Genomic DNA, 24,512 nt, shown 5'->3' on the forward strand with positions numbered 1-24,512 from the left:
AGAAGAGCAGCGCCGGAAGCGACAAAGAGAAGCTGCTTAAAGAGCTGACCGATCTGCAAACGGAGAAGAAGGCGCTGGATACCCAACTCGCCTCCCTGAATGCGGCCAATGAAAAAAGCGGCGCGCAGGCGAAAGAGCTTGATGCCTTAAAAGCGCAGCTGTCGGCGCTGAATCTGCAAAAAGCCACTCTGGAAACCCGGCTGGCCGAACAGGAAAAAGTGTTCGGCAGCGAAAAGACAAAGTTTGAAATTGCGCAGAACCAGCTCGAGGACGCCAAAAAAGTTATCGCCTCGCAGGAGTCGCTGCTGGCCATGCAGAAGAGCAGCGCCGGAAGCGACAAAGAGAAGCTGCTTAAAGAGCTGACCGATCTACAGACGCAGAAAAAAGCGTTGGATACCCAGCTGGCCGCCCTGAAAGAAACCAGTGCGAAAAACGCGGCACTCATCAAAGAGCTGACCGATCTGCAAACGCAAAAGAAGGCGCTGGACACCCAGTTGGCTTCACTGAAAGCGGCCAACGAGAAAAGCGCTGCGCTGGCGAAGGAGATGGCCGATCTACAGGCACAGAAAAAGGCACTGGAAACAGAGCTGGTCGTACTGAAAGAGACCCGCGAGAAAAACGCCGCCCTGACCAAAGCGCTGGCCGATCTTCAAACCCAGAAGAAAGCGCTGGAGGCGCAGCTCGCCGCCCTGAAAACCAGCAACGACACGTCCACCGGCGCGGTGAAAGAGGTCGATGCCTTAAAAGCGCAGCTGTCGGCGCTGAATCTGCAAAAAGCTAACCTGGAAACCCGGATGGCCGAGCAGGATAAGCTGCTTAAAAGCGAGAAGCTCAAATCCGATATTGCGCAGAACCAGCTTGAAGACGCCAAAAAAGTCATCGCTTCACAGGAATCCCTGTTGGCGCTTCAGAAAACTAACGCTGGCAGCGAGAAAGACAAAAGCGGTGCTCTGGCCACCCAGCTGGCTACCGCCGGAAAAGAGACTGAGGATCTGAAAAAGCAGCTGGCCCTGCTTCAGACGCAAAATGCCTCGCTTGAGGAGCAGCAGAAAACGCAAAGCGCCTCTCTGGCCACGCTGACAGCCGAAAACCAGAAGCTGAAAGAGAGCCAGGCTGCACCCGCAAAAGAAGGTGCGGATAAGCAGCGGATGAAGATCGATAAGTCGGCAGCAAAAGATACCCTGACCAGCTACGCCATCGGCACCTGGTATGGCGATGTGGCAGGGCGTGAGAAGAGCAAGCTGGACGGGCTGAACAAAAAGCTCGATCTCAACGCCTTTATGCAGGGCTTTAACGACAAGGTAAACAATAAGCTCCAGCTGGCACCTGCTGCGCTTTCAAAGGAACTGGCCGCGCTGGACCAGGTACAGAAAAAGCAGTTTGTCGCGACGCAAAGCGAAAATGAAAAGCAGAGCAAAGCGATCATGACGAAGGCGGCGAATGAGAAGGGGGCAAAACGGCTGCCGGATGGCGCTGTCTACCGGGTGATTCAGCAAGGTGAGGCACCTCTGATCACCGCCCAGAATGAGATCATTACCGAGCTTGATGAAGTGCTGGGCACCGGTAAAGTGATGTCCAGTAAAGAGGTTCGCGCCAGCCGGGTTAAAGACTTACCGCCGCTATTCCAGACGGTGGTAAAAAAGCTGGGTCTCGGCGGGGAAGCAAAACTGCATATACCGGCGAGCCAGGCCTACGGGGAAGCGGGCGTGCCCGGCTTTGTCCCGCCAGGCACGGTCTCGATCATTACCATTAAAATTATCGGCATTAAGTAACCTTAATCGCACGCATAAAAAAACGGATCTGCATGCAGATCCGTTTTTCTTTTCAGCCGGTTAGTGCGCGCCACCGCCTCCGCCGCCCGCGCCAAACGGCGGTTTGGCGAACCAGATCAGCCCCAGCAGCACAATGAACACCCCTGCCGATATCCAGAAGATCTCGTTGGCCGAGATAATCAGCCCCTGCGCGGTGATCTGCTGTGCTATCCAGCCCGATGCCTGCTGCTCGGTCATGCCCATCCCCTGAAGCTGGCTGTACATCTCCTGCGCCTGCGGATTGAACACGTTCACCGACTCCGTCAGCTGCGCATGGTGCAGCGACTCGCGGTTGGTCCACATGGTGGTGGTCATCGAGGTACCGATAGAGCCCGCCAGCGTACGCATAAAGTTCGACAGACTGGAGGCCGCCGCCATCCTTTCCGGGGGTAAACCGGAGAGGGTGATGGTGGTCAGTGGCATAAAGAAGCAGGCCACCGCAAAGCCCTGAATGAACTGCGGCCACGCCGAGGCGCCAAAGTCCATGCCCGGTTCAAAGGTATAGGCACGCCAGTAGAAGCACACCGCATACATAATGAAGCTGAAGGTCACCAGCCGACGCATGTCGAGCTTATGGGCGAAGCGGCCGATAATCGGTGACAGCAGGACCGGGATCACCCCGACCGGTGCCGACGCCAGCCCCGCCCAGGTGGCGGTGTAGCCATATACCTCCTGCAACAGCTGCGGCAGCAGAACAATCGCGCCGAAGTAGAGCATATAGGCCAGGCTGATACACAAACAGCCGATGGTGAAGTTGCGCGACTTAAACAATGACAAATCGACTATCGGGTTGTCATCCGTCAGCTCCCAGACAATCAGGAAGCTTAGCGCCACCACCGCCACGACCGTCAGGACGATGATCTCCTGCGAGGCGAACCAGTCCAGCTCTTTCCCACGGTCGAGCATGATCTGCAGACTGCCGATACCCAGCACCAGCAGCGCCAGCCCCACGCCATCAATGCGCCGTTGTTCGGTGCGGGTTTCGCGACCACGCAGCGACTGCAGGGTCAGCAATACCACCAGCGCGCCAATCGGCACGTTGATAAAGAAGATCCAGCCCCAGTGATAGTTATCGCTGATATAGCCGCCCAGAATCGGGCCGCAGATCGGGGCGACGATCACCGTCATCGACCACAGCGCCAGCGCGATAGAGCGTTTGGCGGGCGGGTAGTTGTTGAGGAGCAGACTTTGCGACAGCGGGATCAGCGGCCCGGCGACAATCCCCTGGATCACGCGGAAGAAGATCAGCATGGTGAGGCTGGTGGACATCCCACACGCCCAGGAGGCGATAACAAAGGCGATGGTGGACCAGAGGAAGAGTTTCACTTCCCCGACGCGCTTTGCCAGCCAGCCGGTAATCGGGATGGAGATAGCATTCGCCACCCCGAACGAGGTGATTACCCACGTCCCCTGGCTCAGGGATGAGCCAAGGTTCCCGGCGATGGTCGGGATCGCCACGTTCGCAATGGTGGAGTCCAGCACCTGCATGAATGTCGCCAGCGACAGCGCAATCGTCATAATGACCAGCTGCGCGCCTTCCAACGGTTTTTGCGGTTTTTGCTGCTGCATAACGCTCACCTTCGGATTAACCGGCGTTCGCCTTCACGATTTCATCGATCAGCTTATTCACTGGCTCAAGGCTGATCTCACGGGCATTACTTTCGTAGGCCGGGTTAGAACGTGCCTGGTTCGCCAGCATCTGACCGTCGCGGTTGGCGGTATCGACCGTCACCAGCGTGGAGAGGCCAATACGCAGCGGATGGTCTACCAGCTGTTTCTCATCAAGCTCGATACGCACCGGCAGACGCTGAACCACTTTGATCCAGTTCCCGGTGGCGTTCTGCGCAGGCAGTAGGGAGAAGGCGCTACCGGTACCCATATCCAGCCCGACAACTTTACCGGTGTATTTCACCTCGTCGCCGTAGATATCGCTGACTACCGTTGCGCTCTGGCCGATACGCATATGCGCCAGCTGCGTCTCTTTGAAGTTAGCATCCACCCACAGGTTAGTGGCCGGCACCACCGCCATCAGCGGGGTTGAGGAGCTGATCTGCGCACCAGGCTGCACGGCGCGACGAGAAACGTAGCCGGTCATCGGGCTGACAATTTTGGTTCGCTCCAGCGCCAGCCAGGCGTTGCGCACTTCAGTTGCCGCCTGTTTCACCGCAGGTTGTTGATCGAGAGTCGTGTCCAGCACCATCGCCTGATTGGCGTTGTACTGCTGAATGGCGACATCAAGCTGGGCCTGCGCGCTGGCGACCGCATCGCGGGCGTGTTGCAGCTCTTCACGGCCAATCAGGTTGGCGCTGCCGAGCGGAACACGGCGATTAAAGTCGCTCTGCGCCTGGGCGAGGGCGGTTTTTTGCACGGCGATGCTCGCCTGCAGCTGCTTGCTGTTGATCATCTGCTGACGGGTCTGACGCACGCTCGAGGCCAGCTCGGTCTGAGCTTTTTCAAACGCCTGCTGGGCGTCGGTTGGATCCAGCGTCACCAGCACTTCACCTTTTTGCACAAAGTCGGTATTGTCAGCCCAGACTTTCGTCACGCTGCCCGACACCTGCGCCATAATCTGAACCTGGTTCCCTGCCACGTACGCGTCATCCGTCTCTTCACTATGACGCAGTACTAAAAACCAATAAATCCCATATGCCACGGCAATGATAATAAAGAGCAAGGTCAGCAGCAGAAGGGCGCGCTTGCGTTTGCCTTTCTTCTTGTTGACCGGTTGCTGCGGGGTTGTGTTCTCCGCATTTGCGCTCATGATTTTCTCCACGATCTTATTATTTCACATCGGCTGAGCCGACCTGTTATCAGAAAGGCCAGCAGTATGCGTGCTGGCCTGTTCGGTTTTCTTATAAATCTGGATTTTATTGGAGCGTGTCGTCGCGTTAGCGCAGCGCCTCGAGAACGGCGCCGTCTTCATCCATCTGATCCAGACGGGTGAGAAGCTTACGGGTGATATGCTCGAGCTGCTCTTTCTCGGTGCCGCTTAAAGACGACCAGAGTTGATGCAGGCAGTTGTGCTGAGGTGGAAGCACCTCGCGCAGGAATTCGTGACCTTTCTCGGTCAGTTGCAGGTGCAGACAGCGACGGTCGTTGTCGCTTTCACGGCGTTCGATCCAGCCGCGTTTTTCCAGCTCATCGGCAATACGGGTTGCATTGGTACGAGACGAACCCAGGGCGCAGCTCAGCTCGGAAGGCTGAATGCTGTGGTTTTCCTGAGACTCCAGCGTAATCAACGCCATAAATAACGTCTCGTTAATCCCTTGAGCTTTCAGCATCTTATTGCGATTTTCCAGCAGCTTGCCCTGCATGTGCATGCAGAGACGGGTCAGCAGGATCTCCTGATACGGGAAATCTGCGTAGCGACTGGCGCGAAATTTAAGCATTTGTTCAATGGGCGTAAACGAACTATCCATTTGGGCATAACCTCATTAATTACAGCCGATATAGTAACGACAGTGACAAATAATGTAAATGAATTATTTGTGCGGCTAAAATCCATTAGACAAATTTCACCGTCATCAAGAGCCGGGTAGATCCGTGACCCGGTAAGCACAGAAAAGAGGGGTTTGCACTGGCAAAACGGGGATGGGTCTTCGGGCGTAAGCTATTCATGCGGTATTCTAATATATTACCCACATAAAAATTTCCGGAATAAATGATTCCCGCCACCATAACAGACTGAGGGGCTCCTTAACACCCTGAGGAGCCCCAAACTTATGTAAACCTTATTGAATAGCGTCCTGACGATGGTAGCCGCGCCACCAGACCAGCAGGTTAACCAGCGCCATCACCGTACCGACCGCACACACGCCCGTCCAGCCGGCATGCTGCCACGCCGCCGCTGAGATGAGTGACCCCGCGGCACCGCCGATAAAGTAGCTGGTCATGTACCCGGCAGTCAGGCGGTTACGGGCATCCGGCTTGACGCGGTAGATCACGGTCTGGTTGGTGATATGCACCCCCTGCACGGTGAGGTCGAGGACCAGGATACCGACAATCAGCGCCAGCACCGAGACATGCCCGTACCAGATCGCCGCCCAGGAGAGCAGGAGCATCACCAGCCCGACGCTGGTGGTGAGATGCGATTTTCCCTTGTCAGCCAGGCCGCCCGCAGGACGTGCGCCCAGCGCACCGGCCGCCCCTGCCAGGCCAAACAGGCCGATCACCCCTTCGGAATAGTTAAACGGCGGGGAGGCCAGCAGGAAGGCCATGGAGGTCCAGAGGATGCTGAAGTTGGCGAAGGTGAAACAGCCCAGCAGCGCCCGGGTACGCAGCAGTTTATCGTGGGTGAACAGGCTAAAAACGGAGCCCAGCAGCTGCGGGTAGTTGAGATGTGTTTCTGACTTCACCTTCGGCAGGCCGCGCCACAGGGCAAGGGCCATCACCACCATCAGCACCGATGCCACCCAGTACACGGTGCGCCAGCCGCCGATGCCCGCCAGCAGGCCGGCGACGGTCCGCGCCAGCAAAATCCCCAGCAGCAGGCCGCTCATAATGGTTCCGACCACCTTACCGCGTTTTTCCGGCGAGGCGAGGGTGGCGGCCAGCGGCACCAGAATCTGCGCCACCACAGAGAACAGGCCGGTCAGGGCGGTGCCGAGGATCATCATCGTCAGCGACTGGCTGGAGGCGGTGATCAGCATCCCTCCGGCGGCCAGCAGGGTCATGGAGACAATCATCGCCCGACGTTCGAACATATCCCCCAGCGGCACGAGGAACAGCAGGCCCACGGCGTACCCCAACTGGGCGGCAGTGACGATAAAACCGGCCGAGCTCGCCGAGAGCGAAAAGTTGCGGGCGATCGTTTCCAGCAGCGGCTGGGCGTAATAGTTACTGGCGACCGCCAGACCGGTTGCCACTGACATCAGCAGAATAAGTGCGGGGCTAAGCCCTTGATTAGTTTTTGTCATCAGGTTTTTGAAATCATTAGTTGAGTGATTATTTTTTCAGAAACCATAATAACGGATGAATAAGGGAGGCGGGGAGGTGTTAAGTGATGGATTGTGCGGTTTGGTCCCCTCACCCTAACCCTCTCCCAAAGGGAGAGGGAACTTGTACACCCTCTCCCTTTGGGAGAGGGCCGGGGTGAGGGGACACAGCGCGCAATGACTTACTTCTGCGCCTCAAGCGCTTCTTTCACCCAGGCATCAAACTGCTGCTGGTGGGCTTTGATCCAGCCGTCAACGTGACCCTGGACATCGGCTTCAGAGGATTTGCCCGCGTGCATCATCGCGTTCTGGGCGTTGATATCCGCCAGCGGCAGCTTCATCACCGAGAACAGCTTCGCCGCCGCCGGGTTTTTCTCAGCCCAGGCTTTGTTGGCGACGATGTGCATGGTGTTCACCGGGAAGCCGTAGTTCATGCCGTTCGGCAGTTTGGTGTCGATATCCTTCTGCTCGCCCGGCAGGGAGGAGAACGGCACCTGCAGCCAGACCACATCTTTGCCTGGCTTCAGCACGTCGCTCACCCAGTACGGGGTCCAGGTGTAATAGATGACCGGCTTGCCTTCCTTAAAGCGGGCGATGGTGTCAGCCATCATCGCCGAGTAGTTGCCGTGGCTGACGTCCACGGTTTTCGCCAGGTCGAAGGCTTTGTTCTGGTGGTTAATCACCGCTTCGCAGCCCCAGCCCGGGGAGCAGCCCATCATGTCGGCTTTGCCATCCCCGTTGGTATCGAACAGTTTGGCGATCTTCGGATCTTTCAGCTGTTCGATATTGGTGATGTGGTACTGGTCGGCGGTTTTCTTGTCGATCAGGTAACCTTGCGCCGCACCCGAGACAAAGGTCCCTTCACGGTAGAACTTCTTGTCGCCGCCCGCCGCGCTGTACATGTCGTCATGCAGCGGCTGCCAGTTCACGGCCGTAAAGGTGGCATCGCCGGAGGCAATGGAGGTATAGCCCACGTTGTAATCCACTTCGCTGGGCTTACTCACGGTATAACCCAGCTTCTCCAGCGCCCGGCTGACCAGCCCGGTCTGGAACGACTCTTCGGAGATGGTGCTTTGTACCGGTTGTACGGTAATGCCTTTACCCGGCAGATCGGCAGCAAATGCGCTGGTGGAGGCAAGGGTGGCAAACGCTGTGGCAAAAATTACGCTATGTCTCATCGTTGTTCCTTATTTTACGAATGTACCCGTCATAATTCACGTTGCAGGTGCGTTGGCTGTGCTCGCTCACCCCAGTCACATAGTCATCTATGCTCCTGGGGATTCGCTCTCTTGCCGCCTTCCTGCAACTCGAATTATTTAGGGTAAAAACGGGTGATTAACCCGACAGGGCCGGTGTTGTACCAGCGACGGTTGCCGCGACTGCGTGAATCACGACCGACAGCCTGGGTCAGGCGGTCAAGAATAATGGCGAGGATCACGATCCCGACGCCGCCAACGGTAGCCAGCCCCATATCGAGACGACCGATCCCGCGCAGCACCATCTGGCCGAGACCGCCTACGGCGATCATCGAGGCGATCACCACCATCGACAGGGCCAGCATCAGGGTCTGGTTCACACCCGCCATAATGGTCGGCATCGCCAGCGGCAGCTGGACCTTAAACAGCATCTGACGCGGGCTGGCACCAAACGAGCGTGAGGCTTCGATCAGATCCGCCGGAACCTGGTTGATCCCCAGAATGGTCAGACGCACGATCGGCGGCAGGGCGAAGATAATGGTCACCACCACGCCCGGCACGTTACCGATGCCGAATAGCATCACGATAGGCACCAGGTAGACAAACGCCGGAGTGGTCTGCATCGCATCCAGCAGCGGGCGGATAATTTTGGCCGCCCGCGGACTGCGCGCCAGCCAGATCCCCATCGGCAGGCCAATCACCACGCAGAACAGCAGGGCGGTCAGCACCAGGGCCAGGGTGATCATCGCCTGCGACCAGGCCCCGATCGCGCCGATCAGGATCAGCGAGATCAGGGTCGCGACGCCCATCCCGGCGCTGCCGAACTGCCAGGCAATAAGCGAGAACAGCACGATGGCTACCGGAGCGGGCATGCCCAGCATCAGCTGCTGGAAGCCGTTGAGGATGTAATCCACCGGCACGCGAATGCCCTGGAACACCGGGCGGAAGTGGGTTACGACCCAGTCGATCCCTTCGGTCACCCAGCTGTCGAGCGGGATCAGGGTTTTATGGAACGGATCCATAATATTGAAATGCTCGGGTGCCGGCGCCGGGGCGCTGGTCAGCCAGTCCGCCGCGCCGCCATCGGTTGGCGCGGGTGCTGCCGTTGTGGAGGAACCCCACGCGTCAGCGGATTGTGCCGCGCTGTCGGCGGCCTCTGTGGTGCCCCACGGGTTAGATTGATCAGCCATTGTTTGCCCCCTCGCGATCTAAAGCCTGCAGCAACATGCGTTTTGAGATGATGCCGACGTACTGTTGTTCCTCTCCGACCACCGGCACCGCGCAGGGCGCCTGGCCGACATGGGAGAGCAACTCGCTGAGCGGCGTTTCGGCATCCACGGCAAGCGGAGCATCAATTAACGCCGCATCGATTCCTAAGTTTTCGCCGAGGGCGGTTTTCAGGGAATCGATGGAGACAACACCTACAAATTTATTGCCGCGTTCAACCAGATAACCGTATTCACGGTCTTCGTCCTGCAGCAGCTTCAGCGCGGAGCGCGGGCCGAAACCTGGCGTTTTACGGATAATGCCGTTCGGAGCCCGGCGGGCAATATCTTTGGCGCTGAACACCTGGCTAATATCCACGCCGCGGAAGAAGGTGCGTACATAGTCATTCGCCGGATTATTGAGAATTTCATCCGGGGTACCCACCTGCACCACTTCGCCATTTTGCATAATGGCAATACGATCGCCAATTCGCATAGCTTCATCAAGGTCATGGGAAATAAAGACAATGGTGCGCTGATGCCGGGACTGCAGTTTTACCAGCTCATCCTGCATCTCGGTACGAATTAAGGGATCGAGCGCCGAAAAGGCTTCGTCCATTAATAATATATCGGGGTTGATCGCTAATGCGCGGGCTAATCCCACGCGCTGACGCATCCCGCCGGAAAGTTCATCCGGGTACGCGTGAGCGTAATTTTCCAGCCCGACCTGACGCAGTGCATCCAGCGCTTTTTCCTGGCGCTCACTGGCCGGTACGCCGGCTAATTCCATGCCAAACGCGGTGTTATCTAATACCGTCATATGCGGCATCAGGGCGAATGACTGAAACACCATCGCGATCTTTTTTCTGCGCACCTCGCGGAGCTCGGCATCCGATATTCTGGCGATATCCACGCCGTCAATCAGCACCTGTCCGCGGGTGGGTTCAATCAGGCGATTGAGAAGGCGAACCATAGTGGATTTACCCGAACCGGATAACCCCATGATGACGAAAATCTCGCCTTCTTCAATGGCCAGACTGGCGTCTTTAACGCCAAGCGACAGCCCGGTTTTTTCCAGAATTTGTTCTTTTGAAAGACCTTTTTCAATATATTTGAATGCGCGCTGCGGGTGCTCGCCAAATACCTTATAAAGATTTTTAACTTCTAATTTAATTGCCATGCAATAAAGAATGTCCCGTTATTTATTTATGTCGATATGTTTACCAGTGAATATAATTAACCGGCCATACCCTAACATACTCAGAATCTGAGACAACCCTGGATTGGCTTGTGGCATGATTTTTGCCGCGCGCGAAACGGCGCAATTTCCCATGAGATAAGGGCTTAGCGCGGTATGAATTTTTCTTGAGAAATGTCTTATTGTGGCGAAATTGGCGGAGTAAAAACGAAAATGGAGGCGAATATGGCAGGGAAATAGCACCGCGAAAACATGAGAATTATATTCCACTCATCCCGGTGATATTTCCCTCCTGCGACTTACAAAATGGCGTTCTTATCGATACCGAGGCGCTTCATGCGCGACAGGAGCGTGGTGCGCTTCAGGCCCAGGCGTTTGGCAGCGCCTTTTGGCCCGGCGATCACGCCGTTGGTCTCCTTCAGCACGCGCATAATGTGTTGATATTCCTCTTCGCCTTCGCGGATCGGGCTGACCACCGACTCCGGCACTGCGGTGCTGACAAAGCGGGGATAATCGATATCCGGCAGCGACAGTTGCAGGACGTTGCCGCGGGTCAGAAGCACCGCGCGCTCAATCACGTTTTCCAGCTCGCGCACGTTGCCCGGCCACTCCATTTTGCTGAGCTGACGCAGCGTCTCCGCCGGAATACTGTCGATATTGCGCCCCAGCCGGTGGGCGATCTTGAAGGTGAACGATTTCACCAGCAGGGGGATATCTTCCGGACGTTCCCGCAGTGGCGGGAGGAAGATCGGGAACACGTTGAGCCGGTAGTAAAGGTCGCTGCGAAACTCACGATCGGCGACCATTTGCGTTAAGTCGCGGTTGGTGGCGGCAATCAGGCGCACGTCGGTGTGGATAGTACGGTTGCTGCCGAGCCGCTCGAACTCCTGCTCCTGGAGCACGCGCAGCAGCTTGGGCTGCAGCTCAATGGGCATATCGCCCACTTCATCGAGAAACAGGGTGCTTTTATCCGCCAGTTCAAAGCGGCCAATATGCTGGGCGCTGGCGCCGGTAAAGGCCCCGCGCTCGTGACCGAACAGGTCGCTTTCCAGCAGACCGGCGGGCATCGCCGCGCAGTTCATCTTCACCATCCGGCGCTCGCTGCGTCCGCTCAGGTTATGAATGGCGCGGGCAATCAGCTCCTTACCGGTGCCGGTCTCCCCGAGGATCAGCACCGTGCTGTTGCTGTGCGCGACCATCTCCACCTGCTTCATCACCGTCATCATTGGCGAGCTGCGGCCAATGATTTCGCCAAAATCGGTGGCGACGTTGTTGATCTGCTCGGTCAGGGCGAGGTTCTCGTCGATCAGCCGCTCCTTGAGGTGGCTGATCTCGCGGTAGGAGAGGGCATTATCCACGGCAATGGCGATGCGTTCGGCGATCTGGTTCAGCAGCTCCAGGTTCGAGGCGGTGAAGACCTGGGCCTTGCACTGGGCCAGCTTCAGGGTGCCGAGGATCCGCTCGCGGAAGATCAGCGGGAACAGGCACAGAGTCTGATCCTGCTCGCCCCACATATCAAACAGCATGCGTTCGTAAGGGGCGTGCTGATCGCGACTGTGCAGGTTAAGCATCAGCATCTTTTTGTTAAGCATCACTTTTTCAGACAGCGTGCCTTTCTCGTCCACCTCGCTCTGATCGTACAGCGGGGCATCTTTATTCAGGTAATGGGTGGAGTAGACGAGGAGCTTACCCTTGCGGTCGCTGCGCAGCACCATGCTGATAGAGTCGATGCCGAAGTTGCGCTGGATCTCCCGGGAAACCTCCGTCACCAGCTCATCCAGGTCGAGTTTAGACAGCACCGCGTTGGTGATGGCCACCAGCAGGCGAAAGTCGTTACGTTCCCGGCACAGCACCTCGTAGCTGTCGCTGTTATTCTGCCGGGCGAGGATCTGCTCCACCGCCAGGCCGGCCGCCTGGGTCAGGGTTTGCAGCCGGGAGAGGTCGCTGTCGCGCCAGGGGCGATCGCTGTCGCGCAGGAACTCGCAGCTACCGAAGATCCGTCCGTCGGCCGCCAGCGGCGTCAGGCAGTAATGGGCAAAAGGCGGATAGAGCTCCAGCCCGGCCAGCGCCGGCCAGGTCTCTTTAAACGTGTCCGCCTGACAGTGCAGCACGTCAGGGCGCGACAGCATGCGGCGGAAAGGCCCGTTCGCCAGCAGCGGCTCATCTTCACAGCGGATATCCCGATCCTGCTCGTCGGTGCCGTACAAACAGACGCGACGCTGCTCTGACTGCCAGAGCAGAATGTTGGCGCGATCCGCCAGGTTCATCTGCCGGGCATGCCAGGTCAACGACCGCGCCAGGGCGCAGAGATCGGGCTGTTGCAGCAGGGTACGGGTAATATCGAACAATCCTTGATCGATGGGATCGTTCGTGGGTGTATACGACATGCGTTATATCCAGAAAATGAGAGTCTGCTGTCAGCAAATACGCGGCAGCGGTTCGGCATGCGGCAGGTTCAGGGTGCGCTTCACGCCGTAAAGTCCGGTGAGCCGGACACCTTTGTGCTCGACCACTTCACCGATGATGGCGGCATCCTGGCCCAGAGGATGTTGACGTACTAAGCCTAGCACGCGCTCCGCTTCCTGGCGTTCAACAGCAATAACCAGCTTGCCTTCGTTGGCAAAGTTGAGCGGATCCAGCCCCAGCAGCTCGCACGCGCCGCGCACGGCGGGCTTAACGGGCAGGGCGCTCTCGTGGAGTTCAATCCCATAGCCGCTGCTGGCGGCAAATTCATGGGCGACGGCATTCACGCCGCCGCGGGTGGCGTCGCGCAGGGCTTTAATGCCCGGTTCCGTCCGCAGGGCCTGAATCAGCGGCGTCAGAACGGCGCAGTCGCTGCGTAGATCGCCATCCAGACCTAAACCTTCGCGCAGATTCAGGATGGTCGCACCGTGATCGCCCAGCGTACCGCTGACCAGCAGCACATCGCCCACCGCAATCTGGCGCGTACCCCAGTTTACCCCCTCGGGGATCGAACCGATACCGGCGGTGTTAATAAACACCTTATCCGCCGCACCGCGCGGGACCACTTTGGTGTCGCCGGTGACGATGGTGATCCCCGCCGCCGCGGCCGTTGCGGACATGCTGGCGACGATGCGCTCCAGCGTCGCCATCTCCAGCCCCTCCTCAAGGATAAAGCCGCAGGAGAGCCAGCGCGGGATCGCGCCGCTCACCGCCACGTCGTTAGCCGTGCCGCAGATCGCCAGCTTGCCGATATCGCCCCCGGGGAAGAACAGCGGGTCAATCACGTAGCTGTCGGTGGAAAAGGCCAGCCTGTCGCCCTGGGCGGTCAGCTCATGCAGGGGAATACGGGCCTGATCTTCCTGCTCGTTCAGCAGCGGGTTGGCGAAGGCGCGCATAAAAAGATCGCCGATCAGCTGCTGCATGGCCTGTCCGCCGCTCCCGTGGGCGAGGGTTATCTGTTTCAACTTTCACACTCCTGAGAACGGTACTGATACCAGGCGCTACACGCCCCTTCTGATGACACCATCAGCGCGCCAAAGGCGCTTTGCGGCGTGCACTTGTTACCAAACAGCGGACACTGGGCCGGTTTGCAGCGTCCGGTCAGAACCGCGCCGCAGCGTGCCTCAGGATCGTCGCAGATGTCTTGCGCACGGGTGCGGAAGTGGCGCTCGGCGTCGAACTGGCGATAGGCCTCGGTGAGGTGCACGCCGGAGTGGTCGATGACCCCCAGCCCGCGCCATTCGCTTTCGCCTTCGATGCTGAACACCTTGTCCATAACGGCCTGCGCCAGCGGGTTGCCCTCTTCCGGCACGATGCGGCGATACTGGTTTTCCACCTGGCTTACACCGGCAATTTTCTGCTCCACCAGCATTAACACCCCCTGCAGCAGATCGACCGGCTCAAAACCGGCCACCGCCAGCGGGCGCTGATGTTCCTCGGCAATAAAATCGTAGGCGTGGGTGCCAATCACCATGGTGACGTGTCCCGGCGCCAGGAAGGCGTCGATGCCATTTTCCGGCTGTTCCAGCAGGCTTTTCAGCACCGGGATCAGGGTGATGTGCTGGCAGAAAAAGAAGAAGTTCGACACGTTCGCGGCCTTCGCCTGACGCAGGGTCAGGGCGGTGGCGGGCATGGTGGTTTCGAACCCCAGGCCGAAGAAGACCACTTTACGATCCGGGTTCTGCTGGGCGAGCTTCAGCGCGTCGGCGGGGGAGTAGATAATCCGCACATCCGCGCCGCGCATCCGGGCATCCAGCAGGGAGCCGTTTTTACCCGGCACCCGCATCGCGTCCCCGAAGGTACAGAAGATCACCTCCGGGTGGCTGGCGATCTCGATGCAGGTGTCGATCCGCCCCATCGGCAGGACGCACACCGGGCAGCCGGGGCCGTGAATAAACTCGATATTCTCGGGCAGGAGCCGATCGAGGCCAAACTTAAAGATGGCATGCGTATGGCCCCCGCACACCTCCATAATCCGCAGCGGACGCTGGGGCGTATAGGGCAGGGCTTCGGCGCGGGTTTTCAGCGTCTCTATCAGACGCATCACCTTCTGCGGGTCGCGGTATTCGTCAACAAAGCGCATCAGCGGGACTCCTCGCCAAACAGCAGCGGGCCGACGTCCGGTTCGACGTCGAACATATTTTGCAGCGCGGCAAGGGTGTCCAGCGCCTCCTCTTCATTAATCACGCTCATGGCGAAGCCGACGTGGACCAACACCCACTGGCCGAGACGGCTGTTGCCGCGGTCGTCGTGGGCACCGACCAGGGTCAGATCCACATCGCGCAGCACGCCGCAGACCTCAACTTTGGCCTGCATACCGTCATAAATGGCACTGATTTTACCGGGAACGCCTATGCACATCGCTGCGCCTCCAGCCAGTCAAGCCAGGCGTCCATCCCGTCACCGCGCGTGGCGGAGACCAGCAGGATGGCGATATCCGGGTTTACTTCCCGGGCGGCGGCGAGGCATTTGTCCACGTCAAAGCTGAGGTACGGCAGCAGATCGACCTTATTGAGCAGCATGATGGAGGCGGCGGCGAACATGTGCGGATATTTCAGCGGCTTGTCCTCGCCCTCGGTGACGGAGAGCACCGCCACCTTGTGACGCTCGCCGAGATCGAAGCTGGCCGGGCAGACCAGGTTACCCACGTTCTCGATAAACATAATCCCGCCGTCATCCAGCGGCAGGCGCTGCATGGCGTCGTGGATCATCTGCGCATCCAGGTGGCAGCCTTTGCCGGTATTCACCTGGATCGCCGGGGTGCCGGTAGCGCGGATCCGCTCGGCGTCATTCACGGTCTGCTGATCGCCTTCGATCACCGCGCAGGAGACGCGCTGCTGTAAGCGCTTTAAGGTCTCGGTCAGCAGGGTGGTTTTACCGGAGCCGGGGCTGGAGACCAGATTCAGCGCCAGCTGGTGCCGGGCGGCGAACCGCTGGCGGTTGCGCTGGGCCAGCTGATTATTTTTGCTCAGCACGTCGATCTCAATCTCGACCATTTTGCGCTGGCTCAGGCCCGGCGCGTGGGTGCCTGCGGCGCCCTGGCCGTAATCAAGCTGGCCCGGCTGCTGTTCGGTGGGCGCAAACTCGCCGCCGCCAATGCGCGTGACCTGAAACGTCTGGCGCGGGGCCGGAGAGAATGGGGCGCTGCGAAAAGCGGAATGGGCATTCCGCTCGTCACCTTCTATATAGAGGTTGCCGTGGGCGCAACCGCAGGTCGTACACATGATTTACTCCTGTTCAATTTCCAGACGCGTGATATGCAGTCCGTCGTCAGCGACGATATTCAGACTCGCGCCGCCGCACTGCGGGCAGCGTCGAACGCGGTGGGTAAGTAGCTGGACATATTCCTGGCAATCCTGACACCAGCATTCCGCCTGCTGCTCTTCGAGATGCAGCCCGCAGCCTTCGGCCAGGGTGCCGCGGCACACCAGCTCAAAGCAAAATTCCAGCGCGCTGCTTTCCACGCAGGAAAAGGCGCCGACGCGCAGCCAGACATCCGTCACCCGCTTCGCGTGATGCTGATGGGCCTGTTGTTCGATCAATTCCAGCGCCTGCTGGCAGAGGGTGATTTCGTGCATTGTGCTATTCCCGTGGAAGTCTTGCGGGTTAAAGCAATATTGATGCCAGCTTTTAGTGAGGAGAAAGTGCGGGGAAAGACTGAACTCTGGCAAAGATGACGAAATGACATGTCATTTTTTGTGATCTGGCAGGCTTTAAAAAATAATAAACCATAAAATCAATAAGTTAAAAAATGGCATGAAATGTGCTTAGTGAAGCCAACTCTTTACATATGACGCATCAGGTACATCACCATGACACTTAACGAATTGAGCGAAAAAGCCAATTTTATTGCCGGACAACAGCGCGTGCTCCGTGCCCACTGGAACCACTACGGCAATTCTCTGGTTCAGGCCATCACCCTCTCTAAAGCCAGTCTGCACCTGAGTGTGGGCTGCAATAATGACAGCGGGCTCGGTTTCTGGCTGTTCGACCACTTCCTGATCCGCGTGACGCCTGAGCAGGCGTTCAACGGGCATATCTTCAATTACACCATCGAAGCGCGTGATGACGACACGCGCGTGCTGATTGGTCGCGCCCGTCTGGGCGACGACGGGATGCTGGACGGCAGCGTCCACATCGACCAGCGCGACGCGGTGTTCAACCATTTCCTCGGGAAAATCAACGGGGTTTATGCCGCGCTGTTTGAGGCCACCGAACGCGGCGAATCGCTGACCCTGGCGACGCTCGCGCAGCACCACGCTGCCGCCTGAATTCGATGTCGGCAGGTGTCGAAAATGACACTTCCGCCATTTTTCGTCAAAAATGACTATCACCAGAGGAAACCAGGTGAATCGTTTTGTAATTGCCGATCCCACGCTGTGTATCGGGTGCCACACCTGTGAGGCAGCCTGCTCAGAAAACCATCGCCAGCATGGCCTGCAAAGCCAGCCGCGACTGAAAGTGATGCGCAACAGCACCGACTCTGCGCCGCAGCTTTGCCATCACTGCGAAGATGCCCCCTGCGCCCAGGTGTGCCCGGTTAATGCCATTACCCGCATTGACGGTGCCATCCAGCTTAATGAAAGCCTGTGCGTCAGCTGCAAGCTGTGCGGTATTGCCTGCCCGTTTGGCGCCGTTGAGTTTGCCGGGAGCCGCCCGCGGGCCATTCCTGCCAACTGTAATACCAGCAAGGCACCGATGGCCGCCCCGGCTCCCGCCCGCGTCAGCCCGTTCCTCGACTGGGTGCCCGGCGTACGTGCCATCGCGGTGAAGTGCGACCTGTGCTACTTCGACCCCGACGGCCCGGCGTGCGTGCGCACCTGTCCGACCAAATCCCTGCGTCTGATTAATAACGAGGACATCGCGCGCGCCAGCCGGAACAAGCGCGAACTCACCCTGCATACGGATCTGGGCGATCTGTCGCTGTTCCAGTCGCAACAAGGAGAGCTTTGATGAACGCCTTAACGTTAATTAACCAGGCGCTGGGGTGGTATGTCATCAGCGCCGTGCTGGCACTTATTTTTTGCGCTAACCGGCCAATCAGCGGTGCTATCGCCGGGATTGGCGGGGCCGTCGCCAGCGCCATGGCGGTGGGGGCAGGGGCGATCGCGCTGCTCGCCTCGCAGGTCGGACCCCTGCACGCAGAGATGGCCTGGCTGCATATCGGCATGCAGATAACCAGCATCCGGGCGATATGGCTGATCGCCATTGGCCTGCCCGCGTGCCTGATCAGCCTGTTTACCATTGCCTGGCATCGCCACCCGCAGGCGAAAGCCAACGGCCTGCTGACCAACCTGCTGATGGCTGCCGCCGTGGCCGCCATCATGGCCGATAACCTCGGCTGGCTGGTGGTGATGGCCGAAGTGATGGCCCTGTGCGCCGCGTTTCTCACCGGCTGCGCCCAGTCCGGCAAGCTGTGGTTTGTGCTGGGGCGTCTGGGAACCCTCCTGCTGGCGATCGCCTGCTGGCAGGCGTGGCGCTACTACGGCACCTTGGACTTTGGCGCAATGAATGCGCTGGCCTCTGCCGAGGCACCGGGGGCCAGCGTCTGGCTGCCGGGCCTGGCGGGCTTTGGCCTGCTGGCCGGGGTGATCCCGCTGCACGGCTGGGCCCCGCAGGCGCATGCTAACGCCAGCGCCCCGGCGGCTGCGCTGTTCTCCACGGTGGTGATGAAGGTCGGTCTCTACGGCATGCTCACCGTTTCCCTCAGCGGGGTGTTACCACCGCTGTGGCTCGGGGTGCTGCTGCTGGTGATGGGGATGCTCACCGCCTTTATCGGCGGGCTGTACGCCCTGATGGAGCACAACATCCAGCGCCTGCTGGCGTACCACACCCTGGAAAACATCGGCATTATCCTGCTCGGCCTCGGGGCGGGCGTCACCGGTATTGCGCTGCACAGCAATCTGCTGATTGCGCTGGGCTTCACCGGCGGTCTTTACCACCTGATCAGCCACGGCCTGTTTAAAACCACGCTGTTCCTCGGCGCGGGCGCGGTGTGGTATCGCACCGGCCATCGCGACATCGAGAAGCTCGGCGGCATCGGCAAAAAAATGCCGCTGATCTCGCTGGCTATGCTGGTGGGGCTGATGGCGATGGCGGCGCTGCCGCCGCTGAACGGCTTTGCCGGGGAGTGGGTGATCTATCAATCCTTCTTTAACCTTGGCACGCACGACGCGTTCGTTGCCCGTCTGCTCGGGCCGCTGCTGGCGACCGGCCTGGCGATCACCGGCGCGTTGGCGGTGATGTGTATGGCGAAAGTCTATGGCGTCACCTTCCTGGGCGCACCGCGCACCGGGGAGGCGGAAAACGCCACCTCCGCGCCGTGGCTGATGACCTTCAGCACCCTGCTGGCAGCGCTGTGCTGCGTGGCGGGTGGCGTGGCGGCCCCGTGGTTCCTGCCGATTATCAGCGGCCTGTTCCCGGTCAGCGGCGGTGAGATGTCTACCGTCTCGCAACCGATGATCGCTCTGCTGCTTATCGCCGGTCTGCTGCTGCCGTTTATCGTGATGGTGCTGTTGAAAGGCGATCGCCTGGCGAACCGCTCCCGCGGCTTTGCCTGGGTCTGCGGCTACGATCACGAAGCCGCGATGGTCATCACCGCCCACGGCTTTGCGATGCCGGTGAAAGAGTCCTTCGCGCCCGTGCTGAAGCTGCGCAAATGGCTCAACCCGGTGCGCTTTATCCCCGGCTGGCAGTGCGACTGCACCGCCGTGTTGTTCCACCGTATCGCCCTGATTGAGCTGGCGGTGCTGGTGGTTGTCGTTATCTCCCGAGGAGCCTGAGCATGACCCTCATCTTCGCTTTGATTCAGGCGCTGGTGCTGTTTGCCGTTGCGCCGCTGCTGGCGGGCATTACCCGCGTAGCGCGTGCTCGCCTGCATACCCGTCGCGGGCCGGATATCTTCCAGGAGTACCGCGATCTGTTCAAACTCCTGGGCCGCCAGAGCGTGGCCCCGGCGGCCTCCGGCTGGGTCTTCCGCCTGATGCCGTTTGTGATGGTGGCGGTGATGTTTGCCATTGCCACGGCGCTGCCGGTGATCACCGTCGCCTCGCCGCTGCCTGCGCTGGGGGATCTCATTACCCTGATCTACCTCTTCGCGATTGCCCGCTTCTTCTTCGCCATTGCCGGGCTCGATACCGGCAGCCCGTTCACCGGGATTGGCGCGAGCCGTGAAGCGATGCTCGGCGTGCTGGTGGAGCCGATCCTGCTGCTGGGTCTGTGGGTTGCCGCGCAGGTGGCGGGAACGACCCACATCAGCGCCGTGACCGCGACGATTTATCACTGGCCGGTGGCGCACTCCGTGACGCTGTTACTGGCGATGTGCGCCTGCGCCTTCGCCACCTTTATTGAGATGGGCAAACTGCCGTTTGACCTCGCCGAAGCCGAGCAGGAGCTGCAGGAAGGCCCGCTGTCGGAATACAGCGGCGCGGGCTTTGCGCTCCTCAAGTGGGGCATCAGCCTGAAACAGCTGGTGGTGCTGCAGATGTTCGTCGGGGTGTTTATCCCCTGGGGACAGATGACGCATTTCTCCGCAGGCGGCCTGCTGCTGGCGATCGTCATTGCCGTGGTGAAGCTGGTGGTTGGCGTGCTGGTGATCGCCCTGTTTGAGAACAGCATGGCGCGTCTGCGCTTTAACGCCACCTCACGAATTACCTGGACCGGTTTCGGTCTGGCATTTTTAGCTTTCGTCTCCTTGCTGGCGGCGTGACTGTAGAGAATAACCATGTCTGAAGAAAAAGTTGGTCAACACTATCTCGCCGCACTGCACCAGGCCTTCCCCGGCGTGGTGCTGGATGAAGCCTGGCAGACCAAAGATCAAATCACCGTGACGGTGAAAATTAACTACCTGCCGGAAGTGGTCGAGTTCCTGTACTACAAGCAGGGCGGCTGGCTGTCGGTGCTGTTTGGTAACGACGAACGCCAGCTCTGCGGCAGCTACGCCGTCTACTATGTGCTGTCGATGGAGCAGGGCACCCGCTGCTGGCTCACCGTGCGCGTGGAAGTGGATGCCGACAAGCCGGAGTTCCCGTCCGTCACCCCGCGCGTGCCCGCTGCGGTGTGGGGCGAGCGCGAAGTGCGCGACATGTACGGCCTGGTGCCGGTAGGTCTGCCGGACGAGCGCCGTCTGGTGCTGCCGGATGACTGGCCGGACGAACTCTATCCGCTGCGTAAAGACAGCATGGACTACCGTCAGCGCCCGGCGCCGACCACCGATAAAGAGACCTACGAGTTCATCAACGAACTGGGAGACAAGAAGAACAACGTGGTGCCGATTGGCCCGCTGCACGTTACCTCCGATGAGCCGGGCCACTTCCGCCTGTTCGTCGACGGCGAGAACATCATCGACGCCGATTACCGCCTGTTCTACGTTCATCGCGGCATGGAGAAGCTGGCCGAAACCCGCATGGGCTACAACGAAGTGACCTTCCTGTCGGATCGCGTGTGCGGCATCTGCGGCTTTGCCCACAGCACGGCCTACACCACCTCGGTGGAGAACGCGATGGGGATCGTGGTGCCGGAACGCGCCCAGATGATCCGCGCCATCCTGCTGGAGGTGGAACGCCTGCACTCGCACCTGCTGAACCTCGGCCTGGCCTGCCACTTCGTCGGCTTTGACTCCGGCTTTATGCAGTTCTTCCGCGTGCGTGAGACCTCCATGAAGATGGCGGAGATCCTTACCGGGGCGCGTAAAACCTACGGTCTGAACCTGATCGGCGGCATACGTCGCGACCTGCTGAAAGACGACATGATCGCCACCCGCCTGCTGGCCCAGCAGATGCGCCGCGAGGTGCAGGACCTGGTGGACATTCTGCTGAGCACGCCGAATATCGACCAGCGCACCGTGGGCGTGGGCCGTCTCGACCCGCAGATCGCCCGCGACTTCAGCAACGTCGGCCCGATGGTGCGCGCCAGCGGCCACGCCCGCGACACCCGCGCCGATCACCCGTTTGTCGGTTACGGCCTGCTGCCGATGGAGGTCCACACCGAGCAGGGCTGCGACGTGATCTCGCGCCTGAAAGTGCGCATCAACGAGGTCTACACCGCCCTGAACATGATCGATTTCGGCCTCGACAACCTGCCGGGCGGCGAGCTGATGGTGGAAGGCTTTACCTATATCCCGAACCGCTTTGCGCTGGGCTTCAGCGAAGCGCCGCGCGGGGATGATATCCACTGGAGCATGACCGGCGACAACCAGAAGCTGTGGCGCTGGCGCTGCCGGGCGGCCACCTACGCCAACTGGCCGACCCTGCGCTACATGCTGCGCGGCAATACCGTCTCCGACGCGCCGCTGATTATCGGCAGCCTCGATCCTTGCTACTCCTGCACCGACCGCATGACGGTGGTGGACGTGCGCAAGAAGAAGAGCAAGGTGGTGCCGTACAAAGAGCTGGAACGCTACAGCATTGAACGCAAGAACTCGCCGCTGAAATAACCCGGAGCACCCATGTTTACCTTTATCAAAAAAGTCATCAAAACCGGCACGGTGACGGAGTCCTATCCCCTCCAGCCGATTGCGGTCGACAAAAATATGCGCGGCAAGCCGGAGCACGACCCTAAGCAGTGTATCGGCTGCGCGGCGTGCGTGAACGCCTGCCCGTCCAACGCCCTGACGGTGGAGACCGATTTAAAGAACGGCGAGCTGTTCTGGCAGTTCAATCTGGGGCGCTGCATCTTCTGCGGACGCTGCGAAGAGGTCTGCCCGACCACCGCCATCAAACTCTCCCAGGAGTACGAGCTGGCAGTGTGGAGCAAGGCCGACTTCCTCCAGCAGTCGCGCTTTGATATCTGTCACTGCCGGGTGTGCGAGCGCCCGTACGCGGTGCAGAAAGAGATCGACTACGTCATCGAACTGCTGCGCCACAACGGCGACAAACGCGCGGAACATCACCGGGAAAGTTTTGAGACCTGCCCGGACTGCAAGCGCCTGCAGGGGCTGACCCCCTCGGACAAAATCCATCTGACCCGCGAGATGAAGGAAGCGACACGATGAGCGAACTGTTAGGGCCACGTAACGAACAGGGGATCCCGGTGCCGGTGACGGTGGATGAGTCCATCGCCAGCATGAAGGCCTCGCTGCTGAAAAAAATTAAGCGCTCGGCCTACGTCTACCGCGTGGACTGCGGCGGCTGCAACGGCTGCGAGATTGAGATCTTCGCCACCCTGTCGCCGATTTTCGATACCGAGCGCTTCGGCATCAAGGTGGTGCCATCCCCGCGCCACGCCGACATTTTGCTGTTTACCGGCGCAGTCACCCGCGCGATGCGCTCCCCGGCGCTGCGCGCGTGGGAATCGGCCCCGGATCCAAAAATCTGCATCTCCTACGGCGCGTGCGGTAACTCCGGCGGCATCTTCCACGACCTGTACTGCGTCTGGGGCGGCACCGACAAAATCGTCCCGGTGGATGTTTATATCCCCGGCTGCCCGCCGTCGCCTGCCGCCACCCTGTATGGCTTTGCCATGGCGCTGGGGCTGCTGGAGCAAAAAATCCACGCCCGCGAGCCGGGGGCGCTGGACAGCCAGCCCGCAGAACTGCTGCATCCGGAGATGGTCCAGCCTCTGCGGGTACGTATCGATCGCGCCGCGCGCCGTCTGGCGGGCTACCGCTACGGCCGCCAGATCGCCGACGACTTTATGCGCCATCTGCTGGAAGGGGATAAAAGCGTCGCGGCCTGGCTGGCCCGGGAGAACGACCCTCGCCTGAACGAAATCGTCGGCAACCTCATTGAGGTGGTCGGGCAGGAGCGCGTCTGATGAGCGAAACCGTAGTGTTCAGCCAGCTCAGCCGCAAGTTCATTGATGAAAATGACAATACGCCTGACGACGCCCAACAGGTGATCTATTACGGGCTGGCCATCGGCCACCATCTGGGGGTCATCGACTGCCTGGAGGCGGCGCTGACCTGCCCGTGGGAGGCGTACCTGGCGTGGATCGCCACTCTGGAAACAGGGAGCGAGGCGCGGCGCAAAATGGAGGGCGTGCCGCGCTACGGGGAGATCGTCATCGACGCGAATCATATTGTGATGCTGGCCAGCGCCTTTGACGCCGCGATGGCGCGACAGACGGCGCAGCAGCAGACGTGGAGCCGGGCGATGCTCGGCATGCTCCACGCCATTCACCAGGAAAACGCCATCTATCTGATGGTTCGGAGGCAACGTGACTGATGTTTTACTCTGCGTCGGCAACAGCATGATGGGCGACGACGGCGCCGGTCCGCTGCTGGCCGAGATGTGCCGCGAAGCGCCCCGCGGCGACTGGGTAGTGTTCGACGGCGGCAGCGCCCCGGAAAACGACGTGGTCGCGATCCGCGAGCTGCGCCCGGCGCGCCTGCTGATTGTCGATGCAACGGATATGGGGCTCAACCCCGGCGAGATCCGCCGCATCGACCCGGACGACATTGCCGAGATGTTTATGATGACGACGCACAATATGCCGCTGAACTACCTGGTGGATCAGCTTAAGGGTGATGTGGGGGAGGTGGTTTTCCTTGGCATCCAGCCGGATATTGTGGGGTTCTATTATCCGATGACGGAGAAGGTGAAGGCTGCCGTCGAGAGGGTTTATGAAAGTCTGGTAGACCGGGATGGGGTGCTGGTGTTTGGGGAGTTGTAGCGCGTAACCACGAAGGTACCTCTCTGGAAATGCCCGGTGGCGGCTAGCGCCTTACCGGGCCTACGAAAAATGCGTCATTTGTTGATATTGTGGGT

At 59.7% G+C, this 24,512-nt stretch carries 23 protein-coding genes; 10 read left to right on the forward strand and 13 right to left on the reverse strand.

Going from position 1 to position 24,512, the window contains the following annotated elements; genetic code table 11:
• A partial coding sequence (locus tag V7Q49_RS19620; protein ID WP_333854587.1) for an FKBP-type peptidyl-prolyl cis-trans isomerase N-terminal domain-containing protein occupies positions 1-1,772 on the forward strand: 1,772 nt, incomplete at its 5' end.
• Between the two features lie 60 nt (positions 1,773-1,832).
• Here V7Q49_RS19620 and emrB read toward each other — a convergent pair.
• The 13 genes from emrB to hypA all read right to left on the reverse strand — a co-directional run bounded on the left by emrB (position 1,833) and on the right by hypA (position 16,385).
• Positions 1,833-3,380 (reverse strand): multidrug efflux MFS transporter permease subunit EmrB, encoded by a 1,548-nt coding sequence (emrB, locus tag V7Q49_RS19625; RefSeq protein ID WP_333854589.1) that lies wholly within the window; start codon positions 3,378-3,380, stop codon positions 1,833-1,835.
• Between the two features lie 16 nt (positions 3,381-3,396).
• On the reverse strand, positions 3,397-4,572 hold the full coding sequence (gene emrA, locus V7Q49_RS19630; RefSeq protein WP_333854591.1) for a multidrug efflux MFS transporter periplasmic adaptor subunit EmrA: 1,176 nt from the start codon (positions 4,570-4,572) through the stop codon (positions 3,397-3,399).
• A gap of 127 nt (positions 4,573-4,699) precedes the next feature.
• Positions 4,700-5,230 (reverse strand): transcriptional repressor MprA, encoded by a 531-nt coding sequence (gene mprA / locus V7Q49_RS19635; protein ID WP_032613564.1) that lies wholly within the window; start codon positions 5,228-5,230, stop codon positions 4,700-4,702.
• 312 nt (positions 5,231-5,542) lie between these two features.
• Complete coding sequence (locus V7Q49_RS19640) at positions 5,543-6,727, reverse strand: MFS transporter (protein WP_333854592.1); 1,185 nt, start codon at positions 6,725-6,727, stop codon at positions 5,543-5,545.
• A gap of 200 nt (positions 6,728-6,927) precedes the next feature.
• Positions 6,928-7,923, reverse strand: coding sequence for a glycine betaine/L-proline ABC transporter substrate-binding protein ProX (proX, locus tag V7Q49_RS19645; protein ID WP_333854594.1), 996 nt, complete (start codon positions 7,921-7,923; stop codon positions 6,928-6,930).
• 134 nt (positions 7,924-8,057) lie between these two features.
• Positions 8,058-9,131 (reverse strand): glycine betaine/L-proline ABC transporter permease ProW, encoded by a 1,074-nt coding sequence (gene proW / locus V7Q49_RS19650; protein WP_333854595.1) that lies wholly within the window; start codon positions 9,129-9,131, stop codon positions 8,058-8,060.
• Positions 9,124-10,326 (reverse strand): glycine betaine/L-proline ABC transporter ATP-binding protein ProV, encoded by a 1,203-nt coding sequence (proV, locus tag V7Q49_RS19655; RefSeq protein WP_333854597.1) that lies wholly within the window; start codon positions 10,324-10,326, stop codon positions 9,124-9,126. The genes proW and proV overlap by 8 nt, the downstream gene beginning before the upstream one ends.
• Positions 10,327-10,643: 317 nt before the next feature.
• Complete coding sequence (gene flhA / locus V7Q49_RS19660; protein WP_333854599.1) at positions 10,644-12,731, reverse strand: formate hydrogenlyase transcriptional activator FlhA; 2,088 nt, start codon at positions 12,729-12,731, stop codon at positions 10,644-10,646.
• A gap of 30 nt (positions 12,732-12,761) precedes the next feature.
• The gene (gene hypE, locus V7Q49_RS19665) at positions 12,762-13,772 is read right to left on the reverse strand and encodes a hydrogenase expression/formation protein HypE (protein WP_333854601.1); all 1,011 of its coding nucleotides are present in this window, start codon (positions 13,770-13,772) and stop codon (positions 12,762-12,764) included.
• Positions 13,769-14,890 carry a hydrogenase formation protein HypD gene (gene hypD, locus V7Q49_RS19670; RefSeq protein WP_333854603.1) on the reverse strand — a complete coding sequence of 374 codons (1,122 nt, stop codon included), beginning with the start codon at positions 14,888-14,890 and terminating at the stop codon, positions 13,769-13,771. The genes hypE and hypD overlap by 4 nt, the downstream gene beginning before the upstream one ends.
• On the reverse strand, positions 14,890-15,168 hold the full coding sequence (locus V7Q49_RS19675) for a HypC/HybG/HupF family hydrogenase formation chaperone (protein ID WP_333854605.1): 279 nt from the start codon (positions 15,166-15,168) through the stop codon (positions 14,890-14,892). The genes hypD and V7Q49_RS19675 overlap by 1 nt, the downstream gene beginning before the upstream one ends.
• Positions 15,159-16,031, reverse strand: a complete 873-nt coding sequence (gene hypB, locus V7Q49_RS19680; RefSeq protein ID WP_333854607.1) for a hydrogenase nickel incorporation protein HypB — start codon at positions 16,029-16,031, stop codon at positions 15,159-15,161. The genes V7Q49_RS19675 and hypB overlap by 10 nt, the downstream gene beginning before the upstream one ends.
• A gap of 3 nt (positions 16,032-16,034) precedes the next feature.
• Positions 16,035-16,385: a hydrogenase maturation nickel metallochaperone HypA gene (hypA, locus tag V7Q49_RS19685; RefSeq protein WP_142486869.1), complete on the reverse strand. Its 351-nt coding sequence runs from the start codon at positions 16,383-16,385 to the stop codon at positions 16,035-16,037.
• Between the two features lie 234 nt (positions 16,386-16,619).
• On the opposite strand from hypA, the gene V7Q49_RS19690 reads away from it, so the two are divergent.
• The 9 genes from V7Q49_RS19690 (at position 16,620) to hycI (ending at position 24,417) form a co-directional block, all read left to right on the forward strand.
• Positions 16,620-17,078: a transcriptional regulator gene (locus tag V7Q49_RS19690; protein WP_333854610.1), complete on the forward strand. Its 459-nt coding sequence runs from the start codon at positions 16,620-16,622 to the stop codon at positions 17,076-17,078.
• A 76-nt stretch (positions 17,079-17,154) separates the two neighbouring features.
• Positions 17,155-17,760, forward strand: a complete 606-nt coding sequence (locus tag V7Q49_RS19695; RefSeq protein WP_333854612.1) for a 4Fe-4S dicluster domain-containing protein — start codon at positions 17,155-17,157, stop codon at positions 17,758-17,760.
• Positions 17,760-19,589 (forward strand): formate hydrogenlyase subunit 3, encoded by a 1,830-nt coding sequence (hycC, locus tag V7Q49_RS19700; protein WP_333854614.1) that lies wholly within the window; start codon positions 17,760-17,762, stop codon positions 19,587-19,589. The genes V7Q49_RS19695 and hycC overlap by 1 nt, the downstream gene beginning before the upstream one ends.
• A 2-nt stretch (positions 19,590-19,591) precedes the next feature.
• On the forward strand, positions 19,592-20,515 hold the full coding sequence (locus V7Q49_RS19705) for a respiratory chain complex I subunit 1 family protein (RefSeq protein ID WP_333854616.1): 924 nt from the start codon (positions 19,592-19,594) through the stop codon (positions 20,513-20,515).
• A gap of 15 nt (positions 20,516-20,530) precedes the next feature.
• On the forward strand, positions 20,531-22,240 hold the full coding sequence (gene hycE, locus V7Q49_RS19710; RefSeq protein ID WP_333854617.1) for a formate hydrogenlyase subunit HycE: 1,710 nt from the start codon (positions 20,531-20,533) through the stop codon (positions 22,238-22,240).
• 12 nt (positions 22,241-22,252) lie between these two features.
• Positions 22,253-22,798 carry a formate hydrogenlyase complex iron-sulfur subunit gene (locus V7Q49_RS19715; RefSeq protein WP_333854619.1) on the forward strand — a complete coding sequence of 182 codons (546 nt, stop codon included), beginning with the start codon at positions 22,253-22,255 and terminating at the stop codon, positions 22,796-22,798.
• Positions 22,795-23,559: an NADH-quinone oxidoreductase subunit B family protein gene (nuoB, locus tag V7Q49_RS19720; protein ID WP_333854621.1), complete on the forward strand. Its 765-nt coding sequence runs from the start codon at positions 22,795-22,797 to the stop codon at positions 23,557-23,559. Before V7Q49_RS19715 ends, nuoB begins: the two co-directional genes overlap by 4 nt.
• Positions 23,559-23,969, forward strand: a complete 411-nt coding sequence (locus V7Q49_RS19725) for a formate hydrogenlyase maturation HycH family protein (protein ID WP_262663159.1) — start codon at positions 23,559-23,561, stop codon at positions 23,967-23,969. The genes nuoB and V7Q49_RS19725 overlap by 1 nt, the downstream gene beginning before the upstream one ends.
• Positions 23,962-24,417, forward strand: a complete 456-nt coding sequence (gene hycI, locus V7Q49_RS19730; protein WP_301563797.1) for a hydrogenase maturation peptidase HycI — start codon at positions 23,962-23,964, stop codon at positions 24,415-24,417. Before V7Q49_RS19725 ends, hycI begins: the two co-directional genes overlap by 8 nt.
• Positions 24,418-24,512: the final 95 nt, after the last annotated feature.

Source organism: Leclercia sp., assembly GCF_036780805.1.
In the GTDB taxonomy this organism is placed as follows: Bacteria; Pseudomonadota; Gammaproteobacteria; order Enterobacterales; family Enterobacteriaceae; genus Enterobacter.

Excerpts from the sequence above, each read along its gene's own strand:
- emrB (WP_333854589.1), bottom strand. The coding sequence starts at position 3,380 with ATGCAGCAGCAAAAACCGCAAAAACCGTTGGAAGGCGCGCAGCTGGTC.
- emrA (WP_333854591.1), bottom strand. The coding sequence starts at position 4,572 with ATGAGCGCAAATGCGGAGAACACAACCCCGCAGCAACCGGTCAACAAG.
- mprA (WP_032613564.1), bottom strand. The coding sequence starts at position 5,230 with ATGGATAGTTCGTTTACGCCCATTGAACAAATGCTTAAATTTCGCGCC.
- V7Q49_RS19640 (WP_333854592.1), bottom strand. The coding sequence starts at position 6,727 with ATGACAAAAACTAATCAAGGGCTTAGCCCCGCACTTATTCTGCTGATG.
- proX (WP_333854594.1), bottom strand. The coding sequence starts at position 7,923 with ATGAGACATAGCGTAATTTTTGCCACAGCGTTTGCCACCCTTGCCTCC.
- proW (WP_333854595.1), bottom strand. The coding sequence starts at position 9,131 with ATGGCTGATCAATCTAACCCGTGGGGCACCACAGAGGCCGCCGACAGC.
- proV (WP_333854597.1), bottom strand. The coding sequence starts at position 10,326 with ATGGCAATTAAATTAGAAGTTAAAAATCTTTATAAGGTATTTGGCGAG.
- flhA (WP_333854599.1), bottom strand. The coding sequence starts at position 12,731 with ATGTCGTATACACCCACGAACGATCCCATCGATCAAGGATTGTTCGAT.
- hypD (WP_333854603.1), bottom strand. The coding sequence starts at position 14,890 with ATGCGCTTTGTTGACGAATACCGCGACCCGCAGAAGGTGATGCGTCTG.
- V7Q49_RS19675 (WP_333854605.1), bottom strand. The coding sequence starts at position 15,168 with ATGTGCATAGGCGTTCCCGGTAAAATCAGTGCCATTTATGACGGTATG.
- hypB (WP_333854607.1), bottom strand. The coding sequence starts at position 16,031 with ATGTGTACGACCTGCGGTTGCGCCCACGGCAACCTCTATATAGAAGGT.
- hypA (WP_142486869.1), bottom strand. The coding sequence starts at position 16,385 with ATGCACGAAATCACCCTCTGCCAGCAGGCGCTGGAATTGATCGAACAA.
- V7Q49_RS19690 (WP_333854610.1), top strand. The coding sequence starts at position 16,620 with ATGACACTTAACGAATTGAGCGAAAAAGCCAATTTTATTGCCGGACAA.
- hycC (WP_333854614.1), top strand. The coding sequence starts at position 17,760 with ATGAACGCCTTAACGTTAATTAACCAGGCGCTGGGGTGGTATGTCATC.
- V7Q49_RS19705 (WP_333854616.1), top strand. The coding sequence starts at position 19,592 with ATGACCCTCATCTTCGCTTTGATTCAGGCGCTGGTGCTGTTTGCCGTT.
- hycE (WP_333854617.1), top strand. The coding sequence starts at position 20,531 with ATGTCTGAAGAAAAAGTTGGTCAACACTATCTCGCCGCACTGCACCAG.
- V7Q49_RS19715 (WP_333854619.1), top strand. The coding sequence starts at position 22,253 with ATGTTTACCTTTATCAAAAAAGTCATCAAAACCGGCACGGTGACGGAG.
- nuoB (WP_333854621.1), top strand. The coding sequence starts at position 22,795 with ATGAGCGAACTGTTAGGGCCACGTAACGAACAGGGGATCCCGGTGCCG.
- V7Q49_RS19725 (WP_262663159.1), top strand. The coding sequence starts at position 23,559 with ATGAGCGAAACCGTAGTGTTCAGCCAGCTCAGCCGCAAGTTCATTGAT.